This is a genomic window from Pseudomonas orientalis (assembly GCF_002934065.1).
Classification (GTDB): Bacteria; Pseudomonadota; Gammaproteobacteria; order Pseudomonadales; family Pseudomonadaceae; genus Aquipseudomonas; species Aquipseudomonas orientalis_A.
In genome coordinates this window covers 3,708,361-3,723,245 of the sequence record NZ_CP018049.1, presented here as the reverse complement: position 1 = coordinate 3,723,245, position 14,885 = coordinate 3,708,361, and the positions used below count along the sequence as shown (strand labels likewise).

General features: G+C 58.7%; 10 protein-coding genes and 4 tRNA genes. 12 read left to right on the top strand and 2 right to left on the bottom strand.

Annotation, left to right across the window (positions count from 1 at the left end; all coding sequences use genetic code 11):
* Positions 1 to 71: 71 nt before the first annotated feature.
* A complete protein-coding gene (gene folD / locus BOP93_RS16675; RefSeq protein ID WP_104503490.1) occupies positions 72 to 926 on the bottom strand; it encodes a bifunctional methylenetetrahydrofolate dehydrogenase/methenyltetrahydrofolate cyclohydrolase FolD in 855 nt (284 codons plus the stop codon).
* A 274-nt stretch (positions 927 to 1,200) separates the two neighbouring features.
* Here folD and BOP93_RS16670 point away from each other — a divergent pair.
* The 11 genes from BOP93_RS16670 (at position 1,201) to BOP93_RS16620 (ending at position 11,602) form a co-directional block, all read left to right on the top strand.
* A tRNA-Arg gene (locus tag BOP93_RS16670) sits at positions 1,201 to 1,277 on the top strand.
* A 32-nt stretch (positions 1,278 to 1,309) separates the two neighbouring features.
* Positions 1,310 to 1,385, top strand: a tRNA-His gene (locus tag BOP93_RS16665).
* A 56-nt stretch (positions 1,386 to 1,441) separates the two neighbouring features.
* Positions 1,442 to 1,526: transfer RNA gene (locus BOP93_RS16660), tRNA-Leu, on the top strand.
* 77 nt (positions 1,527 to 1,603) lie between these two features.
* Positions 1,604 to 1,679, top strand: a tRNA-His gene (locus BOP93_RS16655).
* Positions 1,680 to 2,078: 399 nt separating this feature from the next.
* On the top strand, positions 2,079 to 3,389 hold the full coding sequence (gene tig, locus BOP93_RS16650) for a trigger factor (RefSeq protein WP_104503489.1): 1,311 nt from the start codon (positions 2,079 to 2,081) through the stop codon (positions 3,387 to 3,389).
* Positions 3,390 to 3,480: 91 nt separating this feature from the next.
* Positions 3,481 to 4,116, top strand: a complete 636-nt coding sequence (gene clpP, locus BOP93_RS16645) for an ATP-dependent Clp endopeptidase proteolytic subunit ClpP (RefSeq protein WP_003174822.1) — start codon at positions 3,481 to 3,483, stop codon at positions 4,114 to 4,116.
* A 112-nt stretch (positions 4,117 to 4,228) separates the two neighbouring features.
* A complete protein-coding gene (clpX, locus tag BOP93_RS16640; protein WP_017136464.1) occupies positions 4,229 to 5,512 on the top strand; it encodes an ATP-dependent Clp protease ATP-binding subunit ClpX in 1,284 nt (427 codons plus the stop codon).
* Between the two features lie 191 nt (positions 5,513 to 5,703).
* Positions 5,704 to 8,100 carry an endopeptidase La gene (gene lon / locus BOP93_RS16635; RefSeq protein ID WP_065884860.1) on the top strand — a complete coding sequence of 799 codons (2,397 nt, stop codon included), beginning with the start codon at positions 5,704 to 5,706 and terminating at the stop codon, positions 8,098 to 8,100.
* 149 nt (positions 8,101 to 8,249) lie between these two features.
* Positions 8,250 to 8,522 (top strand): HU family DNA-binding protein, encoded by a 273-nt coding sequence (locus BOP93_RS16630; RefSeq protein ID WP_003174819.1) that lies wholly within the window; start codon positions 8,250 to 8,252, stop codon positions 8,520 to 8,522.
* Positions 8,523 to 8,753: 231 nt separating this feature from the next.
* Positions 8,754 to 10,628, top strand: coding sequence for a SurA N-terminal domain-containing protein (locus BOP93_RS16625; RefSeq protein WP_104503488.1), 1,875 nt, complete (start codon positions 8,754 to 8,756; stop codon positions 10,626 to 10,628).
* Positions 10,629 to 10,780: 152 nt separating this feature from the next.
* Positions 10,781 to 11,602 (top strand): DUF2242 domain-containing protein, encoded by an 822-nt coding sequence (locus BOP93_RS16620; RefSeq protein ID WP_104503487.1) that lies wholly within the window; start codon positions 10,781 to 10,783, stop codon positions 11,600 to 11,602.
* Position 11,603: 1 nt separating this feature from the next.
* Here the strand turns inward: BOP93_RS16620 and aceE are convergent, their stop codons facing one another.
* Positions 11,604 to 14,264 (bottom strand): pyruvate dehydrogenase (acetyl-transferring), homodimeric type, encoded by a 2,661-nt coding sequence (gene aceE, locus BOP93_RS16615; protein WP_104503486.1) that lies wholly within the window; start codon positions 14,262 to 14,264, stop codon positions 11,604 to 11,606.
* A 144-nt stretch (positions 14,265 to 14,408) separates the two neighbouring features.
* On the opposite strand from aceE, the gene BOP93_RS16610 reads away from it, so the two are divergent.
* Positions 14,409 to 14,879 carry a MarR family winged helix-turn-helix transcriptional regulator gene (locus BOP93_RS16610; protein ID WP_104503485.1) on the top strand — a complete coding sequence of 157 codons (471 nt, stop codon included), beginning with the start codon at positions 14,409 to 14,411 and terminating at the stop codon, positions 14,877 to 14,879.
* Positions 14,880 to 14,885 lie beyond the last annotated feature (6 nt).

Here is a 14,885-nt window from a genome sequence, read left to right as displayed (position 1 = left end):
GAAAAAACAGTTTTTCTTCAGGCAATAAAAAGCCCCGCGCTAAGGCAGGGCTTTTTCAGTACGTATGGTTATTAGCTGTGCAGCGTTTCCGCCGCATACAGCGTGTTCTCCAGCAGGCACGCCCGGGTCATCGGGCCTACGCCGCCTGGAACCGGGGTGATCCAGCCGGCGCGGGGCAGGGCGGTGTCGTAGACCACGTCGCCGACCAGCTTACCGTCGTCCTGGCGGTTGATGCCCACGTCAATCACGATGGCGCCTTCCTTGATCCATTCACCTTTGACCAGGCCCGGCTTGCCGGCGGCGACCACCACCAGATCGGCGCGGCCAACGTGGCCGGCCAGGTCCTTGGTGAAGCGGTGGGTGACGGTCACGGTGCAGCCGGCCAGCAACAGTTCCATGGCCATCGGGCGACCGACGATGTTCGAGGCGCCAACCACGACGGCGTCGAGGCCATAGAGATCGACCCCGGTGCTTTCCAGCAACCTCATGATCCCCTTGGGCGTGCAGGGACGCAGCAGCGGGATGCGCTGGGCCAGGCGACCGACGTTATAGGGGTGGAAACCATCGACGTCTTTGTCCGGGCGGATGCGTTCCAGCAGTTGGGAGGCGTCCAGGTGCTCGGGCAGCGGCAACTGGAGCAGGATGCCGTCCATGTCCGGGTCATCGTTGAGGCTGTCAATCAGGTCGGTGAGGGCCTGTTGAGTGGTGTCCGAAGGCAAGTCGTAGGCTTTGGAGATAAAGCCCACCTCTTCACAGTCTTTACGCTTGTGCGAGACATAAACCTGAGAGGCAGGATCGCTGCCGACCAGGATCACCGCGAGGCCGGGCGTGCGCAGTCCTTGCTGGCGACGCTCGGTGACGCGTTTGGCGATCTGCTGGCGCAGGCTGGCGGCGATTGATTTGCCGTCGATAAGTTGTGCAGTCATTACGCGTGATTAACCATCGAGAGGGAGAAGAAAAGTGCGCGCATTCTCGCACGCCAGGGCGCGAGGGCAAAGGCGCTTGGTCTGCAAATTGGCCTAAGCCCTTAAATAAAATCAGTTTTTTTCAAAAAAGATTTGACGGGTTTCAGGTCGCTCTATACTATTCGTCGCACTTGTCGGGCACAGCCTAGCACTGGTTAGAAAGTCGAGCAGAATTGTTGTCCTGCAAGGCTGGAAACACTTAGTTTGTAATCCTCCAAGAGTACAGATTAATCAGGCGCCCGTAGCTCAGCTGGATAGAGCATCCGCCTTCTAAGCGGATGGTCGCAGGTTCGAGTCCTGCCGGGTGCGCCATTAGGCAGCTTTGGCACAAGTAGCGCTATATGGTGGGCGTAGCTCAGTTGGTAGAGCACGGGATTGTGACTCCCGTTGTCGAGGGTTCGATCCCCTTCGTCCACCCCATATTTTGAAAGGCGCCAGATTAATCGTCTGGCGCCTTTGCTTTAAGAGCTTCAAGCGCGGATGTGGTGGAATTGGTAGACACACTGGATTTAGGTTCCAGCGCCGCGAGGCGTAAGAGTTCGAGTCTCTTCATCCGCACCAAATAAAGCTCGGTCCCGTCGAAAGGCAGGGAAGGGTTCAACAAAGAAGTAGTTTGGTTTCTTTGTTAACGCAATATGGTGGGCGTAGCTCAGTTGGTAGAGCACGGGATTGTGACTCCCGTTGTCGAGGGTTCGATCCCCTTCGTCCACCCCATATTCGAAAGGCGCCAGATTTAACAGTCTGGCGCCTTTTTTGGTTTTGGCCGCTTGATATGTCAACGGTTGCAGGTAGTGGGCTCCATCGGCAGCGCGTTTCGTCGTATTTGTGTGTCTCGATGATGCCGCGTTGCCCGTTCGCGCCGTTCGCGGGGCGGACCGTCAGGGAGATGAATGGCTGCTTTCTCTCTATATAGGAGTGCGGCGCAGAGCCCTGGCGCAATTGGCTGTATTTGTCACCGGGGCGAGGTACTTCAGTGCCTTCGTACCGATAAATTGCCGGCTGTTTTCAGGTGTATTTTCAGTAGGGTGACTTCTTGAGTTTGACCCACTAGAATGCATGCCCTTGATTGGGGTCGGAAATGGCCGGCTAATGTCTGTGCAACGAGGAATATCCATGCAAGTTTCTGTTGAAAATACTACTGCTCTCGAGCGCCGCCTGAGCATCACCGTGCCGGCAGAGCGTATCGAGACTGCGGTCAACAAGCGTCTGCAGCAGACTGCCCAGAAGGCCAAGATCGCTGGTTTCCGTCCAGGCAAAGTGCCGATGAGCGAAATCAAGCGTCGTTTTGGTGCCGATGCGCGCCAGGAAGCTGTAGGTGACGTGATCCAGGCCTCCTTCTACGAAGCCGTTGTCGAGCAGAAGCTGAACCCGGCTGGTTCGCCGTCGATCGAACCCAAGTCCCTGGAAGCTGGCAAGGACCTGGAATACGTAGCGACGTTCGAAGTGTTCCCTGAGTTTGAAGTGGCCGGTTTTGAAGGCATCGAAATCGAGCGCCTGAGCGCCGATGTCGCTGATTCGGACCTGGACAACATGCTGGAAATCCTGCGCAAGCAGAACACCCGTTTCGAAGTGGCCGACCGTGCCGCCCAGAACGAAGACCAACTGAACATCGATTTCGTTGGCAAGGTTGACGGCGAAGTGTTCGCTGGCGGCTCCGCCAAGGGCACTCAGCTGGTGCTGGGCTCCAACCGCATGATCCCGGGCTTCGAAGATGGCCTGGTTGGCGCCAAAGCCGGTGAAGAGCGCGTTCTGAACCTGGAATTCCCTGCCGACTACCAGAACCTGGACCTGGCCGGCAAAGCCGCCGAGTTCACCGTGACCGTCAACAGCGTTTCCGAGCCTAAGCTGCCAGAACTGAACGAAGAGTTCTTCGCCCAATTCGGCATCAAGGAAACTGGCATCGAAGGCTTCCGCGCCGAAGTTCGCAAGAACATGGAGCGCGAGCTGCGTCAGGCGATCAAGTCCAAGGTCAAGAACCAGGTCATGGACGGTCTGCTGGCCGCCAACCCGATCGAAGTGCCTAAGGCCCTGCTGTCCAACGAAGTGGATCGCCTGCGCGTACAAGCGGTTCAGCAGTTTGGTGGCAACATCAAGCCTGACCAGTTGCCGGCCGAGCTGTTCGAGGAGCAAGCCAAGCGCCGCGTCGTGCTGGGCCTGATCGTGGCTGAAGTGGTCAAACAGTTCGACCTCAAGCCTGACGAAGACCGCGTCCGCGAAATGATCCAGGAAATGGCTTCGGCCTACCAGGAGCCTGAGCAGGTCGTGTCCTGGTACTACAAGAACGACCAGCAGTTGAACGAAGTACGTTCGGTTGTGCTGGAAGAACAAGTTGTGGATACTGTTCTGCAGAAGGCTAAGGTGACCGATAAAGCGGTCTCTTACGAAGAAGCAGTCAAACCGGCGGAAGCAGCACAAGCCGACTGATTGTCCAACTCGTTGGAAATTCAACCATAAGCCAGCCTCGCGCTGGCTTATGCGTTTTCAAGACATGACTATTTGGGAGTAACTGCAGAGCATGTTCCGTAATTCCTATATTCAGCAGAACTCTGATATCCAGGCCGCAGGCGGCCTGGTCCCGATGGTTGTCGAGCAGTCCGCTCGTGGCGAACGCGCCTACGACATCTACTCGCGCCTGCTCAAGGAGCGAGTGATCTTTCTGGTCGGCCCGGTAGAGGACTACATGGCCAACCTGATCTGTGCGCAGCTGCTGTTCCTTGAAGCGGAAAACCCGGACAAGGACATCCATCTCTACATCAACTCGCCGGGCGGTTCGGTGACGGCGGGCATGTCGATCTACGACACCATGCAGTTCATCAAGCCAAACGTATCGACTACCTGCATTGGCCAGGCCTGCAGCATGGGTGCATTCCTGCTGACCGCCGGCGCCGAGGGCAAGCGTTACTGCCTGCCGAACTCACGCGTGATGATTCACCAGCCACTGGGCGGTTTCCAGGGCCAGGCATCGGACATCGAAATCCATGCCAAGGAAATCCTCTTCATTCGTGAGCGCCTCAACACGCTGATGGCCAAGCACAGCGGGCACACTCTTGAGGAAATCGAGCGTGATACCAACCGTGATAACTTCATGAGCGCTGAAGCTGCCCGTGAATACGGGTTGATCGACGCAGTGATCGAAAAGCGCCCCGCTTAATATAAGCCACTCAAAATAGGGCTGGTCGGCATGTCCGACCACTGGCGGGCTTGAAAAAGCCCGCATAAGCCTTCATCTTGTGTTGCAAGCCTATCGGATTTGGATCGAACGAATGACTGACACCCGCAACGGCGAGGACAACGGCAAGCTGCTCTATTGCTCCTTCTGTGGCAAAAGCCAGCATGAAGTACGCAAATTGATTGCCGGCCCCTCGGTGTTTATCTGCGACGAATGCGTCGACCTGTGCAATGACATCATCCGCGAGGAGGTGCAGGAAGCCCAGGCCGAGAGCAGTGCGCACAAACTCCCATCGCCTAAAGAAATCAGCGGCATCCTTGACCAGTACGTCATTGGTCAGGAGCGTGCAAAGAAGGTTCTGGCCGTAGCGGTGTACAACCACTACAAGCGCTTGAACCAGCGTGACAAGAAAGGCGACGAAGTCGAACTCGGCAAGAGCAACATCCTGCTGATCGGCCCTACAGGCTCGGGTAAGACCCTGCTTGCGGAAACCCTCGCTCGCCTGCTGAACGTTCCGTTCACCATCGCCGACGCCACCACCCTCACCGAGGCGGGCTACGTGGGCGAAGATGTCGAGAACATCATTCAGAAACTGCTGCAGAAGTGCGACTACGACGTAGAGAAGGCCCAGATGGGTATCGTCTACATCGATGAAATCGACAAGATTTCGCGCAAGTCGGACAATCCGTCGATCACTCGGGATGTTTCCGGTGAAGGCGTACAGCAAGCCCTGTTGAAGCTGATCGAAGGCACGGTCGCTTCGGTACCGCCCCAGGGCGGCCGCAAGCATCCGCAGCAGGAATTCCTGCAGGTCGATACGCGTAACATCCTGTTTATCTGTGGCGGTGCGTTTTCCGGGTTGGAAAAGGTCATCCAGCAGCGCTCCACCCGTGGCGGCATCGGTTTCGGCGCGGAAGTGCGCAGCAAGGAAGAAGGCAAGAAGGTAGGCGAGTCCCTGCGTGAAGTCGAACCTGACGATCTGGTCAAGTTCGGTCTGATCCCGGAATTCGTCGGCCGTCTGCCGGTCCTGGCGACGCTGGACGAGCTGGATGAGGCGGCGTTGATTCAGATCCTTACCGAGCCGAAAAACGCCCTGACCAAGCAGTACGCCAAGCTGTTCGAGATGGAAGGTGTGGACCTCGAGTTCCGTACCGACGCGCTCAAATCAGTGGCCAAGCGCGCACTGGAGCGCAAGACCGGTGCACGTGGTCTGCGCTCGATCCTCGAAGGCGTGTTGCTCGACACCATGTACGAAATCCCCTCGCAGTCCGAGGTGAGTAAAGTGGTGATCGACGAAAGCGTTATCGAAGGCAAGTCCAAGCCACTGTATATCTATGAAAACAGTGAGCCGGCTGCCAAGGCTGCACCTGACGCATAAGCGTCTTTGCAGTGGCGGTACAAGCAAGGGGCCTTTTTGGGGCCCCTTGTTTTTTTGGGGTGTTTTTGCGTGACGGCTGATTAAATCGCGTTTATTCATGCGTTTAAGTGCTGGCATTGAGCTTGTTTTTTTTGCATGCAACCCCCATCTTGGTTTCAAGTTTATTTTTCAACTGTCATAGAGGCGAAATCATGAAGACAACCATCGAATTGCCTCTCCTGCCGTTGCGTGATGTCGTCGTCTATCCGCACATGGTTATCCCGCTGTTCGTGGGGCGCGAGAAGTCTATCGAAGCCCTCGAGGCCGCGATGACGGGCGACAAGCAGATCCTGCTGCTGGCCCAGAAGAATCCTGCCGATGATGATCCGGGCGAAGACGCCCTGTATCGCGTCGGCACCGTTGCAACTGTCCTGCAATTGCTCAAGCTGCCCGACGGTACCGTCAAGGTGCTGGTGGAAGGCGAGCAGCGCGGTGCGGTCGAGCGTTTCATGGAGGTCGACGGCCACCTGCGCGCCGAAGTGGCGCTGATCGACGAAGTCGAAGCCCCCGAGCGTGAATCCGAAGTATTCGTGCGCAGCCTGCTTTCGCAGTTCGAACAGTATGTGCAGCTGGGCAAGAAGGTCCCGGCGGAAGTCCTGTCGTCCCTGAACAGCATCGATGAGCCGAGTCGCCTGGTCGACACCATGGCGGCGCACATGGCGCTGAAAATCGAGCAGAAGCAGGACATCCTCGAAATCATCGACCTGTCGGCCCGTGTCGAACATGTGCTGGCACTGCTCGATGGTGAAATCGACCTGCTGCAGGTCGAGAAGCGCATTCGTGGCCGCGTGAAGAAACAAATGGAGCGCAGCCAGCGCGAGTACTACTTGAATGAGCAGATGAAGGCCATTCAAAAAGAGCTCGGCGACGGCGAGGAAGGCCATAACGAGATCGAAGAGCTGAAAAAGCGTATCGATGCCGCCGGCCTGCCCAAGGACGCGCTGACCAAGGCGACGGCCGAGCTGAACAAGCTCAAGCAAATGTCGCCGATGTCGGCCGAAGCCACCGTGGTTCGCTCCTACATCGATTGGCTGGTGCAGGTGCCGTGGAAGGCCCAGACTAAAGTGCGTCTGGACCTGACCCGTGCCGAGGAAATCCTCGATGCCGATCACTACGGCCTTGAAGAGGTCAAGGAACGGATCCTCGAATACCTTGCCGTGCAAAAGCGCGTGAAGAAGATTCGTGGCCCTGTGTTGTGCCTGGTCGGTCCTCCCGGGGTGGGTAAAACCTCTCTGGCGGAATCGATCGCCAGTGCGACCAACCGCAAATTCGTACGCATGGCCCTTGGCGGCGTGCGTGACGAAGCGGAAATCCGCGGCCATCGCCGGACATATATCGGTTCGATGCCAGGAAGATTGATTCAAAAGATGACCAAAGTGGGCGTGCGCAACCCGCTGTTCCTGCTCGATGAAATCGACAAAATGGGCAGCGATATGCGCGGCGATCCTGCGTCGGCGCTGCTTGAGGTGCTCGATCCCGAGCAGAACCACAACTTCAACGACCATTACCTGGAAGTCGATTACGACCTGTCCGACGTAATGTTCCTGTGCACCTCCAACTCCATGAACATTCCGCCGGCGTTGCTGGACCGGATGGAAGTGATTCGCCTGCCGGGTTACACCGAAGACGAAAAGATCAACATCGCCGTCAAATACCTCGCGCCCAAGCAGACCTCGGCCAACGGTCTGAAGAAAGGCGAGATCGAGTTTGACGTCGAAGCGATCCGTGACATCGTGCGCTATTACACCCGCGAGGCCGGTGTACGGGGCCTCGAGCGTCAGATTGCGAAAATCTGCCGCAAGGCGGTCAAGGAACATGCACTGGAAAAACGCTTCTCGGTGAAAGTGACGGCCGACGCGCTGGAACATTTCCTCGGTGTGCGTAAATTCCGCTACGGCCTGGCCGAGCAGCAGGATCAGGTAGGGCAGGTGACTGGCCTGGCGTGGACCCAGGTGGGCGGCGAGTTGCTGACGATTGAAGCGGCCGTCATCCCGGGCAAGGGGCAGTTGATCAAGACCGGCTCCCTGGGCGATGTGATGGTCGAATCGATCACCGCCGCGCAGACCGTGGTGCGCAGTCGCGCCAGGAGCCTGGGCATTCCCCTGGACTTCCACGAGAAGCACGACACCCACATCCATATGCCGGAAGGGGCAACCCCGAAGGACGGTCCCAGCGCGGGTGTAGGCATGTGCACGGCCCTGGTGTCGGCATTGACCGGCATTCCGGTGCGTGCCGATGTGGCGATGACCGGTGAGATCACCCTGCGTGGCCAGGTATTGGCCATCGGTGGTCTGAAAGAGAAATTGCTCGCCGCGCACCGGGGTGGAATCAAGACCGTGATCATTCCCGAAGAGAATGTCCGCGACCTGAAGGAAATTCCAGACAATATTAAACAGGATCTTCAGATCAAACCGGTTAAATGGATTGACGAAGTCCTGCAAATTGCGCTGCAATACGCGCCGGAGCCCTTGCCGGATGTGGCTCCGGAGATTGTCGCGAAGGACGAAAAACGCGAGTCGGATTCCAAGGAAAGAATTAGCACGCATTAAAGTGTTGGAGCCTGGGGGGCTTCCTTGACAGATTTTTAGAGCCCTTGTTATAAAGCGGCTCTTAAGTGTCTGTTGGCCATCCAGCACTGGTTTTTGCTTTTTACCAAAAAACTTAGAATCATACTCATAGATATATAAGGGGACTTAGAGTGAACAAGTCGGAACTGATTGATGCTATCGCTGCATCCGCTGATATCCCGAAAGCTGCTGCCGGCCGTGCGCTGGACGCAGTAATCGAATCCGTCACTGGCGCTCTGAAGGCCGGCGACTCCGTGGTACTGGTAGGCTTCGGTACTTTCTCTGTGACTGACCGTCCAGCTCGCACTGGCCGTAACCCACAGACCGGCAAAGCACTGCAAATCGCTGCTGCCAAGAAACCAGGTTTCAAAGCCGGTAAAGCCCTGAAAGAAGCCGTTAACTAAGCTTCGATCAAGCCTTTGCTTACCCGGGTCGGACGCTGGTCTGGCCTGGCAGCGGAGCGGTAGCCGGCCCGAGTATCCATCGGGTCGCCACGCCGGGGGTCAGAGTTAAAACCCCCGTCCGCTCCGCCAGTTACGAGAAGGCGCATCCTCGGATGCGCCTTTCTTCTATCCGGATTCTACCCACGCTCCACGGTTGCCTATTTTTGATGTTCAACCGTTTCTGGGGGACGCATGCTGCAAAATATCAGGGACAATTCACAAGGCTGGATTGCCAAGACCATTATCGGGATCATCGTCGCATTGATGGCGTTCACCGGTATCGAGGCTATTTTCCAGGCTTCGGGTAATAACAAGCAGGACGTGGCCAAGGTCAACGGTGAGGAAATCACCCAGACCGAACTGAGCCAGGCCGTTGATATGCAACGGCGCCAGCTGATGCAACAACTGGGCAAGGATTTCGATGCTTCCCTGTTGGACGAAAAACTGTTGCGCGATGCGGCCCTCAAGGGCCTGATCGATCGCAAGCTGCTGCTGCAAGGCGCGGCGGATTCCAAGTTCGGCTTCTCGGAAGCGGCCTTGGACCAGGTGATCCTGCAGACGCCGGAGTTCCAGGTGGATGGCCAGTTCAACGCCGAGCGCTTTGACCAGGTGATTCGTCAACTGGGCTACAGCCGCCTGCAATTCCGTCAGATGATGACCCAGGAAATGCTGATCGGCCAGGTTCGCGCAGGCATCGCCGGCAGTGGTTTCGTGACCGATGCAGAGGTGCTGGCATTCGCCCGTCTGGAAAAACAGACCCGCGATTTCGCCACCGTCAATATCAAGGCTGACCCGGCAGCGGTGAAACTCACCGACGCCGAAGTCAAGGCCTACTACGACCAGCATGCCAAGGAGTTCATGACTCCGGATCAGGTCGTCATCGACTACCTGGAGCTGAAGAAGTCGTCCTTCTTCGACCAGGTCACCGTCAAGGACGATGAGCTGCAGGCCGCCTACGAGAAAGAAACCGCCAACCTCGCTGAACAGCGTCGTGCCGCGCACATTCTGATCGAGGTCAACGACAAGGTTACCGAGGCGCAAGCCAAGGCCAAGATCGAAGAGATCCAGGCGCGCCTGGCCAAGGGCGAACAGTTTGACGCCCTGGCCAAGGAGTTCTCCCAGGATCCGGGTTCGGCCAACAATGGCGGTGATCTCGGCTTCGCCGGTCCCGGCGTGTACGATCCGGACTTCGAAACGGCGCTGTACGGCCTCAAGCAAGACCAGGTGTCCGCGCCGGTGCGCAGCGCCTTCGGTTGGCACTTGATCAAGCTGTTGGGCGTTGAAGCGCCAGAAGTGCCGACGTTCGCCAGCCTGAAAGACAAGCTGACCCGCGAGCTCAAGACCCAGCAGGTTGAACAGCGGTTCGTCGAGGCGACCAAGCAATTGGAAGATGCGGCATTCGAAGCGTCCGACCTGGCCCAGCCGGCGTCCGACCTGAAATTGACCGTACACACCTCGGCGCCGTTCGGCCGTGAAGGTGGCGAAGGCGTCGCGGCCAACCGTGCCGTGGTCACCGCTGCGTTCAGTCCGGAAGTGCTGGATGAGGGGGCCAACAGCAGCGCCATTGAGCTGGACCCGGAAACCATCATCGTGCTGCGCGCCAAGGAACACCTCAAGCCCGCCCAGCTGCCGCTGGAAAAGGTTGAGGCGGCGATCCGCACTCAGATGACCAAGGAGCGCGCGAGCGCTGCCGCCAAAACCCATGCCGACGAGTTGATCGCCAGCCTGCGTGATGGCAAGACCGCACTGGACCAGCCGATTGACGGCCAGGCCTGGAAGGTGACTGAAGCGGCCACCCGTGCCCAGGAAGGCGTCGACCCTGCCGTGCTGCAAGCGCTGTTCCGCATGCCCAAGCCAGCGGCCAAGGACAAGCCGACCTTCACCGCCGTCACGCTGCGCGACGGTAGCCTGATGATCGTGCGCTTGAACGGCGTCAACGAAGCGGCGGCGCCTACGGACGAAGAAAAAGCGCAATACCGCCGCTTCCTCGCTTCCCGTATCGGCCAGCAGGACTTCGCGGCATATCGCAAGCAGCTGGAAACCCAGGCAGACATCAAGAAGTTCTGATGTCGGCTTGAATAAAATGACCCCGTCCTGAAAAGGCCGGGGTCTTTTTTTGCGCGCATTAAAGCCTGTGACGTTTTACCGACAGGAATGCGCGCGCCCACCCCTCGTTCTGTTGCACAATACCGCCCGGACTGTTTTTCTCAGGATTTTCGATGTTGACATCATTTCACTTGCGAAACCTCGGGTTGGCGCTGGTGCTGGCGGGCGCGGCGGGTTGCTCGTCACCCAAGACCGCTATTTATGAACATGAGAATTTCGACGACTCCGGTACGTTTTCCCGCGATTACCCGGTGAGCGATGTGGCCGCCTGTGAAGCGGCGCGCCGTGCCCTGCTCAGCCAGGGCTATATCATCACCAGCAGCGATCCGAAGCTGGTGGCCGGTAACAAGAGTTTCCAGCAGACCGGCGAGACCCACCTGCAGATCAGCTTCAACGTGGTGTGTGCCGCTGATGGCAAAGGCAGCAATCACTCGACGATGTTTGCCAACGCGTTGCAGGACCGCTATGCGCTGAAGAAGGTCAACAACTCCGCAAGTCTGGGGGTCGGGGTGCTGGGTTCGGTGTCGATGCCGATCGGCTCCACCGATGACTCGATGGTCAAGGTGGCGAGCGAGACTGTCTCGGCGCCCAAGTTCTATGAGCGTTACTTTGCCTTGGTGGATGTGTTCCTGCCCCAGGAAGTGAAGCAGGCGGCGCATATACCCGAGAAGCCCAAGGATGAGCTTGGCATACCGGAACCGAAAGCCGCGCCGGCCGCCGAGAAGCTTGAGACACCGCAGGAGACGCCGGCAACCCCAGCCGCTGCGCAGCCACTGGCGCCACCACCCGAGGCTGCGCCTATCGCGCCGAGCGTAGAACCAGCACCGCAAGCGGCACCAGAGACACCGGCTATAGAGTCCGCCCCCGCGCCGACCAACCCCAGCCTGCCGGCGCCGACAGAGGCAATTCCTGCCCTGCCAACGCCGGTCCAGTAACTCAGACCGTTACGGGGTCAGTCTTGTCGACGTTGATCCCGTAGCGGTTGATAGCCTCTGTGATTTTGTCCCGACCGATCACACCGTCATCCGCCAGTGCCTTCAGCGCCGCCAACACGATGAAGTGGCGGTCCACTTCAAAAAACTCGCGCAACGCTTCCCGGGTATCCGACTGCCCGAACCCATCGGTTCCCAGCGCCACAAAGCGGCGGCCGTGTACGAAGGGGCGAATCTGATCGGCGAATAATTTCATGTAGTCGGTGGCTACCACTACCGGCCCGGTTTTGCCGGCCAGGCAGTTTTCCACGTAGCTCTGGCGTGGCTCGCTTTCCGGATGCAGCAGGTTCCAGCGCTCTACGGCGTGGCCGTTACGGCGCAACTCGGTCAGGCTGGTGACGCTCCACACGTCACTCTCTACAGCGAAATCTTCCCGGAGCAGCGACGCTGCGGCGATGACTTCACGCAGGATCGAACCACTTCCCATCAGTTGAACCCGAGCATCCGCGTGTGTGCTCAGCGGATACATCCCTTTGAGAATCCCATCCTCCACGCCTTCAGGCATTGCCGGGTGCGGGTAGTTCTCGTTGAGCAGGGTGATGTAGTAGTAAATGTCTTCCTGTTCAATATACATGCGCCGCATGCCCTCGCGAATAACCACCGCCAGCTCGTAGGCAAAGGTTGGATCGTAGGCCACGCAGCACGGCACTACCGAGGCCAGGATATGGCTGTGCCCGTCGTCATGCTGCAACCCTTCACCCATCAAGGTGGTGCGCCCGGCCGTGGCACCCAGCAGAAAGCCGCGGGCGCGCGCATCACCTGCCGCCCAGGCCAGGTCGCCGACGCGCTGGAAGCCGAACATCGAGTAGAAAATATAGAACGGCACCGTCATCAGGCTGTGGTTGCTGTAGGACGTACTCGCCGCGATCCATGAAGAAATGGCCCCTGATTCATTCAGGCCTTCCTGCATGATCTGTCCGTCCTTGCTCTCCTTGTAGTAGCTCAGTTGCCCGGCGTCTTGCGGGGTGTAAAGCTGGCCGACGGCAGAATGAATGCCGATCTGCCGGAACAGGCTTTCCATGCCGAAGGTGCGCGACTCGTCCGGCACGATGGGGACGATCAGCTTGCCCAGATGCGGGTCTTTGAGCAGGGTGCCGAGGATGCGGACAAACGCCATGGTGGTGGAGATGGCGCGCTCGCCGGTGTCCTTGAGTTGAGTGGCGAATGCGGACAGGGGCGGGACAGTCAACGGGGCAACGTCAGTGTGCCGGGCCGGCACATACCCGCCCAGCGCCTGGCGCCGGGCATTGAAATAGCGGGCTTCCGTGCTGTCGGCCGCCGGCTTGAGGTAAGGAATTTCGTCGAGCAGGTCATCGGCCACTTCCAGCCCGAAGCGGTCGCGGAAGGCTTTTACCGCGTCGGCACCCATTTTCTTCAATTGATGGTTGATGTTCTGGCCTTCGCCGGCTTCGCCCATGCCGAAGCCCTTGACGGTCTTGGCCAGGATCACCGTGGGCTGGCCCTTGTGGCGCACTGCGGCGGCGTAGGCGTTGTAGACCTTGAGCGGGTCATGGCCGCCCCGTGAGAGTTTCCAGATATCGTCGTCGGACATGTCCTCAACCAGTGCGAGTAACTCCGGATATTTGCCGAAGAAATGCTCGCGAACATAGGCGCCGTTCTGGGATTTGTAATTCTGATAATCGCCGTCCACGCATTCCATCATGCGCTGGCGCAGCAGGCCGCTATGGTCCTTTTCGAGCAATGCATCCCAGCCACCGCCCCAGATCACCTTGATCACATTCCAGCCGGCGGCGCGGTACACACTCTCGAACTCCTGGATCACCTTGGCGTTACCGCGCACCGGGCCGTCCAGGCGCTGCAGGTTGCAGTTGACGACGAAGATCAGGTTGTCGAGTTTTTCGCGACCGGCCAGGGAAATGGCGGCCAGGGATTCCGGCTGGTCCATCTCGCCGTCACCGAGGAACGCCCATACCTTGCGACCCTGGTGTTGCTTGAGGTCGCGAAACTCCAGGTAACGCATGAAGCGCGCCTGGTAAGCAGCCGTGATCGGCCCCAGGCCCATGGACACCGTAGGGAATTGCCAGAAGTCCGGCATCAGCCGTGGGTGAGGGTAGGAAGACAGGCCTTGGCCACCGGCTTCGCGGCGAAAGTTATCCAGTTGGGCTTCGTTGAGGCGGCCTTCCAGATACGCGCGGCCGTAGATGCCGGGGGAGGAGTGGCCCTGGATGTACACGAGGTCGCCGTCGAAGGTGTCTGTTCGGCCACGAAAGAAATGGTCGAAGCCTACGTCGTACAGCACAGCGGCTGACGCGTAGGTCGCGATATGCCCACCCACGCCTGAGTGTTTGCCGGCACGCAAGACCATCGCCATGGCGTTCCAGCGGATAAACGCATTGGTCCGCCGTTCAATGTCCAGGTCGCCGGGGTAGGGCAGTTGGCGGTCGGCAGCGATGGTGTTGACGTAAGGAGTGGTCACGCGCCCGTAAAAGTCGCCATGGCGCGCCACGTCGAAATCCAGCAACTGGTCGATCAGGTAATGGGCGCGAGGGCGGCCTTCGGCCGACAGCACCGATTCGATGGAGTCGAGCCACTCGCGGGTTTCCTGCGGATCGTGGTCCAGGGATGCGGCGTTATTCGGATTCATATGAGGCTCCAGGGTAGGCGGATTCCGGGCGGCGAACGCCTTGTGGGCGCGCTGCGATATAGTTGCAATTGCAACGACATGGCGGAATTTAGCCCGGGATGAGCTACTATTGCAACCTTCTTGAAATTCCCCGGATGGTGTTGCATGTCGTCGAAAGAGCCGGATGTATGGTTCCGTTTTGTCAGGGCCCACAGGACGGTCATCCGTGAGATCGAGCGCCGGCTGACCGAGGCGCAACTGCCGCCGTATGCCTGGTACGACGCGCTGTGGGGCTTGGAAAGCGGTCCTGAAGGCACCCGCCGTATGCATGAATTGGCCGATGTGCTGGCCATTGAGCGTTACAACCTCACGCGCCTGGTCGACCGCCTGGAAAAGGACGGCCTGGTGGTGCGTTCACGTTCCGACGGCGATGGCCGCGCAGCGTTTGCCTCGATCACCGAGGCCGGCCGTACGCTGCGCAAGAAAATGTGGAAAATCTACGAAAGCACCGTGGATGAGCTGTTTTTGTCGCAAATCGAGCCTGAGCACCGTCAGGCCTTTGCCGATGCACTGCAGCGTACGGCGGGGTTGGCGATGGAGGCGGGCGTGCAAACCCGTGGCCGGCGCAAAACGTAAATGGGG

Excerpts from the sequence above, each read along its gene's own strand:
- BOP93_RS16610 (WP_104503485.1), top strand. The coding sequence starts at position 14,409 with ATGTCGTCGAAAGAGCCGGATGTATGGTTCCGTTTTGTCAGGGCCCAC.
- tig (WP_104503489.1), top strand. The coding sequence starts at position 2,079 with ATGCAAGTTTCTGTTGAAAATACTACTGCTCTCGAGCGCCGCCTGAGC.
- clpP (WP_003174822.1), top strand. The coding sequence starts at position 3,481 with ATGTTCCGTAATTCCTATATTCAGCAGAACTCTGATATCCAGGCCGCA.
- folD (WP_104503490.1), bottom strand. The coding sequence starts at position 926 with ATGACTGCACAACTTATCGACGGCAAATCAATCGCCGCCAGCCTGCGC.
- BOP93_RS16620 (WP_104503487.1), top strand. The coding sequence starts at position 10,781 with ATGTTGACATCATTTCACTTGCGAAACCTCGGGTTGGCGCTGGTGCTG.
- BOP93_RS16625 (WP_104503488.1), top strand. The coding sequence starts at position 8,754 with ATGCTGCAAAATATCAGGGACAATTCACAAGGCTGGATTGCCAAGACC.
- aceE (WP_104503486.1), bottom strand. The coding sequence starts at position 14,264 with ATGAATCCGAATAACGCCGCATCCCTGGACCACGATCCGCAGGAAACC.
- clpX (WP_017136464.1), top strand. The coding sequence starts at position 4,229 with ATGACTGACACCCGCAACGGCGAGGACAACGGCAAGCTGCTCTATTGC.
- lon (WP_065884860.1), top strand. The coding sequence starts at position 5,704 with ATGAAGACAACCATCGAATTGCCTCTCCTGCCGTTGCGTGATGTCGTC.